This is a genomic window from Microcystis sp. LE19-8.1F, from assembly GCF_027531715.1.
Lineage (GTDB): Bacteria > Cyanobacteriota > Cyanobacteriia > Cyanobacteriales > Microcystaceae > Microcystis > Microcystis wesenbergii_A.
Genome location: NZ_JAPZSO010000114.1, coordinates 1 through 6,497 on the forward strand (window position 1 = coordinate 1; position 6,497 = coordinate 6,497).

The 6,497-nt window shown below is 44.7% G+C and carries 6 protein-coding genes; 3 read left to right on the forward strand and 3 right to left on the reverse strand.

Going from position 1 to position 6,497, the window contains the following annotated elements:
- Positions 1-135: 135 nt before the first annotated feature.
- Positions 136-1,305 carry a sulfate adenylyltransferase gene (gene sat / locus O9334_RS11255; protein WP_045362047.1) on the reverse strand — a complete coding sequence of 390 codons (1,170 nt, stop codon included), beginning with the start codon at positions 1,303-1,305 and terminating at the stop codon, positions 136-138.
- 131 nt (positions 1,306-1,436) lie between these two features.
- Here sat and O9334_RS11260 point away from each other — a divergent pair, with 131 nt between their 5' ends.
- The gene (locus O9334_RS11260) at positions 1,437-2,141 is read left to right on the forward strand and encodes an SDR family oxidoreductase (RefSeq protein WP_045362044.1); all 705 of its coding nucleotides are present in this window, start codon (positions 1,437-1,439) and stop codon (positions 2,139-2,141) included.
- 177 nt (positions 2,142-2,318) lie between these two features.
- Positions 2,319-3,404 carry a 4-hydroxyphenylpyruvate dioxygenase gene (hppD, locus tag O9334_RS11265; protein ID WP_045362038.1) on the forward strand — a complete coding sequence of 362 codons (1,086 nt, stop codon included), beginning with the start codon at positions 2,319-2,321 and terminating at the stop codon, positions 3,402-3,404.
- Between the two features lie 136 nt (positions 3,405-3,540).
- On the opposite strand, the gene O9334_RS11270 is transcribed toward hppD, so the two are convergent.
- Positions 3,541-4,074: a retropepsin-like aspartic protease family protein gene (locus tag O9334_RS11270; protein WP_045362036.1), complete on the reverse strand. Its 534-nt coding sequence runs from the start codon at positions 4,072-4,074 to the stop codon at positions 3,541-3,543.
- A gap of 83 nt (positions 4,075-4,157) precedes the next feature.
- Positions 4,158-4,499, reverse strand: coding sequence for a histidine triad nucleotide-binding protein (locus tag O9334_RS11275; protein WP_108936196.1), 342 nt, complete (start codon positions 4,497-4,499; stop codon positions 4,158-4,160).
- A 180-nt stretch (positions 4,500-4,679) separates the two neighbouring features.
- Between O9334_RS11275 and O9334_RS11280 the strand changes: the two genes are divergently transcribed.
- Positions 4,680-6,206 carry a YifB family Mg chelatase-like AAA ATPase gene (locus O9334_RS11280; protein WP_045362034.1) on the forward strand — a complete coding sequence of 509 codons (1,527 nt, stop codon included), beginning with the start codon at positions 4,680-4,682 and terminating at the stop codon, positions 6,204-6,206.
- Positions 6,207-6,497: the final 291 nt, after the last annotated feature.

Genomic DNA, 6,497 nt, shown 5'->3' on the forward strand with positions numbered 1-6,497 from the left:
TGAAATGGGGCGAAAGTCTGTGGACTCTGTGTAAGACAGTACATGGTTTTTTAACTGTGGTATGCGACGGTGGTGGAAGCAGAAACTTAAATCGTGAGGTTTAGGAATCGCCGCACTTTTAGGGCGGCGAGGATGTCAAGATCCTTGCATGGCGCGGATTAATTCGGCAGCCACTTCTGGACGGGAGAATTCCGGAGGTGGTAATTCTCCTTTGCGCAGCAGTTCCCGGACTTTCGTTCCCGAAAGGTGTATTCTTTCTTCCGGTAAACTGGGGCTAGTTTTGGTGGTTGCCATTCCCGAAGTGCGGGTACAGTAGAAAGCGTGTTCAAACTTCATCGGCACGATTCCCAATTCCCCCGGCTCGAACTCATCAAAGATATACTGGGCATCGTAGGTTCCGTAGTAGTCCCCGACTCCGGCATGGTCACGACCGACGATAAAATGGGTACAACCGTAGTTTTTACGGATAATAGCGTGGAAAATTGCTTCCCGGGGGCCGGCGTAACGCATAGCTGAGGGGTTGATAGCCAGAATAACGCGATCTTGGGGGAAGTATTTATCCATCATGATCTCATAGCAACGCATCCGCACATCGGCTGGCACATCATCGCTTTTGGTAGCGCCGACAAGAGGATGCAAGAATAAACCATCTACCACTTCTAGGGCGCATTTTTGAATATATTCGTGGGCCCGGTGGATGGGATTACGGGTTTGGAAACCGACAATCGTTTTCCAAGCTTTTTCGTGGAACATTTTGCGCGACTGCACAGGATCGATCTGATATTTGGGAAACTGGGGATGAGGATCGCGCTGAAGTAACCAAATTGGACCTGCGAGGTTAATTTCTCCCTGTTCGTAGAGAACTTTTACCCCGGGGTGTTTCTGGTCGTCGGTACGATAGACGTTAACTGCTTCGTGGGCTTTATTATAACGGTATTTTTGGGTTAGTTCTAGGACTCCGACAAAGTTGCCTTCGCTGTCATCTAAACGAATCCAGTTGCCTTCTTTGAGGGGATCCGCCACTTCTTCGCTAACGGAAAGAGTCACGGGAATTGCCCAGGGTAAACCATTGATTAGACGCATATCATCGACGACTTTTTCGTAGTCGTCCTGTTCCATAAAGCCTTTGAGGGGACTGAAACCACCAATAGCAATCATAACTAAATCCGAGAGCGCTCGTTCATCTAAGGAAACTCGCGGTAGTTTTTCAGCTAGGGCCAGAAATTCTGCTTTTTCGGCAGCGGTAGCAATACGATTAATTAATTGCCCACCGTGGGGCGCGATTCCTTCGGTCAGTACAGTCATAAAAATTTCTTTACATTGTCACGGTTTATCCTATCAGAAGTTGGTTAACCCTTAATCAAGGGGTTGGCTCTGGCGATGATTTTCCGGTTGGAACAGTTTACAATAAGATTTGTAAAAATTTATAAATAATTATGAGCGAAAAAGTTGTCCTGATTGTCGGCGCTACGGGGGGTATCGGTGCCACTTTAGCGCGGAAACTAGCTGTTAATGGTCATAAACTCGTATTAGTGGCCAGAAATGCCGATAATTTATCTAATTTAGCCAGTGAGTTGTCTTGTCCCTCTTTAATTGTGCCGACGGATATCACCAATCCCACTCAGGTAGAAACTTTGATGGCAAAAATTGTCTCCCATTACGGCCGGTTGGATGTGTTGGTTAATGCGGCCGGAGCCGGTGTGATGAAACAATATAATAAAATCACGCCGGAAGATTTAGATAAAATGCTCGACCTCAATCTGAAGGGGAGTTTTTATACCTGTCAGGCTGCCGCTAATGTGATGAAGGAAAATAAGGCCGGTCATATCTGTAATGTGGTGGGAATTTTGGGTAAGCATTCTATGGCTATGGCTGCCGCTTATTGTGCTTCTAAGTACGGGGTGGTCGGTTTTAGTAAATGTTTGGCTGATGAGTTAAAACGCTATGGTATTAAAATGACTTTATTCTATTTTGGTGGTGTCGATACTCCTTTTTGGGATCAGGTGAGCTTAAAAGTTGATCGCACTAAAATGTTAACCGCTCAAACCGCCGCCGATGCTATCTATTTTGCCATGAATGCTGAACCCCAAGCTGTCCCCATGGAAATTAATATTCAACCCGATAGTCATCTCTTTTTTTAGTCATCAGGAGTCGGTCGTCAGGAGTCGGTCGTCAGGAGTTGAGAGTTGGGGTTTTAGGGAGTTGGGGTTTTGGGGTATTAGTTGAAATTACCCTATCTCCTCACTCCCCCATTTCCCCATTTCCCCATTTCCCCACTCCCCACTTACTAACACTCAACCGCTTTTTTGACTTTATCTATGTTTATTGATCATATTCATTTTTATGTAGAATCGGCCAAAAAATGGCGAGATTGGTTTGTGCGGGTGATGGATTTTCAAGCGATCGCAAGTTTAGTTAATCTCCACACGCACACGGAAATAGTTGGCAATGGCATCCAAAAAGATAAAACTAAACAGATTATTTTTATCTTATCTTCTCCCTTAAATTCCCTTAGTCCCGTGGCGGAATTTTTAAGTAAATATCCTGAAGGGGTGGCGGATGTAGCTTTTCAAGTAGAGGATTTAGACAGTTTAGCTAGGAGAATTAAACAGGACATTTTTATTGAGGAAACTGTTTTGGCTAGGGGTAAGATAAAAAGCTGTCAAATCTCTAGCATTGCTGATCTCAAACATACGTTGATTGAAAGACAGGGAATCACGCCAATTTTAGCCGATCCTAATCTGATTGAGTATGATAGTAGGGAACAATATAATCAGGATATTCTGGCAATTGATCATTTAGTTTTAAATGTTTTTCAGGGTAATTTAGAGTTAACATCCAATTGGTATGAGGAAAATTTAGGCTTTAAAAAAAGGCAAGCTTTTACTATTAAAACGGAGCGTTCTGGTCTTTATTCTCAGGTACTTGTTCACCCCGAAACTGAATTAAAATTACCGATTAATGAACCAGATAGTAACAGTTCTCAAATTCAAGAATTTTTAGATATTAATCAAAAATCTGGTATTCAACACATTGCTTTAAAAACAGAAAATATTGTAAACTTAACTCAAAAATTAAGAGAAAAAAAGGTAGAGTTTTTATCAGTTCCCGACAGTTATTATCAACAAATTAACTATCAAAAGAAAGATTTTAATATTGCTGATTGGGAATGGTCAGAAATTAAAAAAAGGGAAATTCTCATCGATTTTGAACAAAATAGTTATTCCCTCCCGGAAAAGCCGACTTTACTGCAAATTTTCACTAAACCAATTTTTTCTCAGCCGACTTTCTTTTTTGAATTAATCGAGCGACGTCACGCCGCCAGAGGTTTTGGAGAAGGCAACTTCCGGGCCCTATTTGAAGCGATCGAACGGGAACAAATACAGCGAGGAACTTTAGATTAGAGTCAGAAAAGCGAGCATTTTTCCCATGAGACTAAGTAGGTAGGTGTTAAAAGTTTTCAGACACCCCCCTTATTAAGGGGGGCAGGGGGGATCGAACCTAAAATCCATTTTTAATTTAATTATAACCAGCTACTTATCAACGATAACGTAATTCGATCACATCTTTTTTGATCGTGACATCATAGGAACCAAAAAAGGTTTGTCCCAAGAGTCCTAATCCTTCCATTTGGGGAGAAATACCAACAATCTGATTAGATAAAACCACCTCGCCAACTTTAACAGAATTAATGCGACCAAGATAAACCGTAACGACACCGCCAGCGGTATGAGCGAGTACTTCCCTTTCCCGTTTGACTTTCATCGCTTTTGCCATGGCATCGGTAAGGACGATGCCACTAGCTCCCGTATCAAAAAGCATTTCATAATAGTGACGGTTATTAAAAACCACCATCACCGTGGGAATGCCGTTAACCCGGCGTTGAATCGGTAGCTGATAAACTTGCGGGGAATTTTTCCTATTTCTGGATGAACCGCCACAGAGACGGCTAAGATCTATGTGTTGTCCATCTGCTCTTTGGAGAAAGCATTCCGATTGAGCGAGAGTCGCGGTGGTGAAGGGAAATAACAGCAGGGTGCTGGACAAGGCGATCACAGAAATAGACCTATTCATGGGTTTAACATCGAGAAGACCGACTCGGAAAAGAACGCTTCTAGCTCTAAAATTCCCCAAAAATGCGGGAAAATAAGACGGTTTTAGCCAGGAGGCCAAGCCATTGGGCGATCGCCTAAGAGATGGACATGAAGATGATCGACGGTTTGACCTCCCTGTTCCCCATTATTGATCACCACTCGATAACCTTGACTTAATTTAGCCTCGGCGGCCACTTTTTTAACAGTTAGTAACAAATGTCCCAATAAATCGCGATCGCTGTCGCTGGCTTCCTCTAGTTTCGGAATCGGTTTTTTGGGGATAATGAGGATATGGGTGGGTGCTTGGGGATTAACATCTCGAAAAGCGAGAACCAGATCATCTTCATAAACGATCGAGGCAGGAATTTCTTTCCGGATAATTTTGCTAAAAATAGTCTCGCTCATAGACAAATTGCTTTTTTTTTAACTATACCATTAAGCTCTCAGCTTTTCTGGCTAGGTTATCCCGAGAAATAGGCTGATTTTCTGGGTAAATTCCCAGATAAAATCATTTTTATGCGGAAAACTAGCCTAACATCCTGTTTCATTTTCCTAAGAACTCACTTTATTTTTACTTGAGCCAAAATGTTAGCAAGGGTTTGGAGTGCGGCAATTATCGGCATTGATGCCATTAAAATCGGGGTAGAGGTGGATGTATCGGGGGGATTACCCGGAATTGCCGTGGTGGGTTTACCCGATACCGCCGTGCAGGAGTCGAAAGAAAGGGTAAAAGCTTCCCTAAAAAATGCCGGATTTGCCTTTCCCATCCGCAAAATTGTCATCAATTTAAGTCCCGCCGATATCCGCAAAGAGGGGCCGATTTATGATTTACCGATTAGTATCGGCATTTTAGGAGCCTCCGAACAGGTAGAAGCCGATTTACTGGGGGATTTTCTCTTTTTAGGTGAATTATCCCTCGATGGTAGTTTGCGTGCCGTGGCGGGGGTTTTACCCATTGCTGCCGCTGCCGAAAAAATGGGGATTAAGGGTTTAGTGGTTCCCGCCGATAATGCCAAAGAAGCGGCCGTGGTCAAAGGCGTACAAGTGTATGGGTTTCGTCATCTATCGGAAGTGGTAAATTTCTTAAATGAACCCGATCGCTATTCACCGATGACTTTTAACGCTGCCGAAGAATTTGGGCGATCGCAGGTAAATCTCCCCGATCTCAAGGATGTCAAAGGCCAAGCCATTGGTCGTCGGGCCCTGGAAATTGCCGCAGCTGGGGGTCATAACCTAATTTTTGTCGGGCCGCCGGGCAGCGGTAAAACCATGTTAGCGCGACGTTTACCCGGTATTCTGCCCCAGCTTACCTTTGGCGAATCCCTAGAAGTCTCCCAGATTCATTCCGTCGCCGGATTACTGAAAGATCGAGGTTCCCTGGTGCGCGAGCGTCCTTTTCGCAGTCCCCATCACTCCGCTTCCGGGGCAGCGCTGGTGGGAGGTGGCACTTATCCCCGACCGGGAGAAATCTCCCTTTCTCACCGTGGTATTTTATTTTTGGACGAATTAACGGAATTTAAGCGCAGTGTCTTGGAATATCTCCGGCAACCCCTAGAGGATGGTTATGTGAGCATTTCTCGCACTCGTCTTTCCGTCGCTTTTCCAGCCCGTTTTACCCTGGTGGCCAGCACCAATCCCTGTCCCTGTGGTTATTACGGCGATTCGGTGCAACCCTGCAGCTGTTCACCGCGACAACGGGAACAATATTGGGCGAAATTATCGGGGCCGCTTTTAGACCGTATTGACCTACAAGTGACGGTAAATCGCCTGAAACCGGAAGAAATGACCCAAGAGAGTCGGGGAGAAGCTTCTGAGCAAGTGCGGCAACGGGTAGAAAGGGCCAGACAAAAGGCCAGCGATCGCTTTCAGAATACGGGGATTCGCTCTAATGCGGAGATGAATTCCGAGCATTTGCGGCGTTTTTGCGCTCTTGATCATAGCAGTCGCCATATTTTAGAAGGGGCAATCCGAAAATTGGGTTTATCGGCCCGAGCAATGGATCGCATTCTCAAAGTTGCCCGCACCATTGCCGATTTAGGAGATAGTGAAATGCTGAAAAGTTCCCACGTTGCCGAAGCAATTCAGTATCGCACTCTCGATCGTTTAAGTTAGGGTTTGCGGCAAAAAGTTTGTTGCTGGGGTTAGGAGTCGGTCGTCAGGATTCAGGAGACAGGAGACAGCTTTTTTCTTCCCACTTCCCACTTCCCACTTCCCACTTTCAAGTCAGAATAACAGAATGACCTCCCACACCGCAAAAGCGATTAAGTAGGTAGGCGTTAAAAATTATCAGACACCCCCGTTATCAAGGGTAGGGTTGATTCATGAATCAACCCTACCTTATCAAGGGGGGATCAAGGGGGGATTAAAGGCAAAATCCATTTTTAATTTAATTATAACCAGCTA